The organism is Acinetobacter sp. YH12117, assembly GCF_013418865.1.
Lineage (GTDB): Bacteria > Pseudomonadota > Gammaproteobacteria > Pseudomonadales > Moraxellaceae > Acinetobacter > Acinetobacter indicus.
This window is the reverse complement of record NZ_VPBF01000096.1, coordinates 1-1,150: the sequence shown is the minus strand read 5'-3', so window position 1 is coordinate 1,150 and position 1,150 is coordinate 1. Positions and strand designations below refer to the sequence as shown.

Genomic DNA, 1,150 nt, shown 5'->3' with positions numbered 1-1,150 from the left:
ACAAACAAAGAAGTGAAAAACTGATTAGAGCCGAATTTAAAAGAGCTAATAACTATATAAGTATGTTCAATCATGCGGCACTGCAAGGTGGTGAAGAATACTGGAACAGATTGAGCGAAATCAATCAACCAACCTTAATTGTACACGGAACGGACGATAAAATATGGCATTTTAAGAATTCAGCAGTTTTACTTGAAAAGATAAACGGCTCAAAACTAATAACGCTTGATGGAACCGGACACGAACTACATTTCGAAGATTGGAATAAAATTATTGATGGAATAACGCAACATACAACAAATAACAAAAGAATGAACAAATAGGGTATTATGTATTTCCAAATCAACGGTTTAGAGATTGAAGCTAATATCAATGTGTTCTTTGAATAACATCTTTTGGTGTTTTTTAATAATCATACTACGCAATTTTCTTTTATAAAAGGAAATATTGTAAACTAAATACGAAATGGTATCTTCATTAAATCATATTATCTCAGAGGTACAGCGAAAAGAAAATGCCATTTCGCTGTCTGCACCTAATATAATTGATGAAGCGCACCAAATGACGATATACCTAAAAGAGTACTTATGGTCAATAAGAGAGGATATTATAAAGCAGGGTTTTAAAAACCATTGGGAGGAAATCAACTTCTTTCGCAACATTAAGCCATACATTCTTAAATAAGACCGTCCCGTAAATTTCAGCCGAATCCGACAAAAAGGCGTGAAGATTTCCTTTAAATAGAGAGACCGAAGGTCATCCTTTTCCTAAAAAAGGGGGGGGCCATGGTTCCAAGATGTAAAATCGAGGGCTAATTCAGGCTATACTTTTGTAATTACCAAAAACTTCCATGGCTCTTGCCCAAAAGAGCTAGGAGATTTTCTCCCTGCTTCTAAAATATAGTTTAAATCTTCATCTTTTATCTTTTTTGTCTCATCAAATATTTTACAAGCATGTCTAAAATCCATTGCTTCCATAAAAGTTTTTTCCATAAATTTATCCTTATTTTTTATTAATATTATTCTCTGTACACGACAAATTTCACAGAACCCTTATCCTATCAGGATTCTGCTTTCTTAAAATTGCCAAAATTTCCTTAAACTCTTCTTTTTTCCCAAAACCAATTAAACGCTGAATCGCCATTTGAACA

At 33.2% G+C, this 1,150-nt stretch carries 2 protein-coding genes; one reads left to right on the top strand and one right to left on the bottom strand.

The window, feature by feature from the left end; translation table 11 throughout:
• Nucleotides 1-323: alpha/beta fold hydrolase (locus FTU55_RS14965; RefSeq protein ID WP_179991041.1), on the top strand; the 323-nt coding region annotated here is incomplete at its 5' end.
• Between the two features lie 498 nt (nucleotides 324-821).
• Here the strand turns inward: FTU55_RS14965 and FTU55_RS14960 are convergent.
• Nucleotides 822-992, bottom strand: a complete 171-nt coding sequence (locus FTU55_RS14960) for a nitroreductase family protein (RefSeq protein WP_218944955.1) — start codon at nucleotides 990-992, stop codon at nucleotides 822-824.
• Between the last annotated feature and the right edge of the window lie 158 nt (nucleotides 993-1,150).

Excerpts from the sequence above, each read along its gene's own strand:
- FTU55_RS14960 (WP_218944955.1), bottom strand. The coding sequence starts at position 992 with ATGGAAAAAACTTTTATGGAAGCAATGGATTTTAGACATGCTTGTAAA.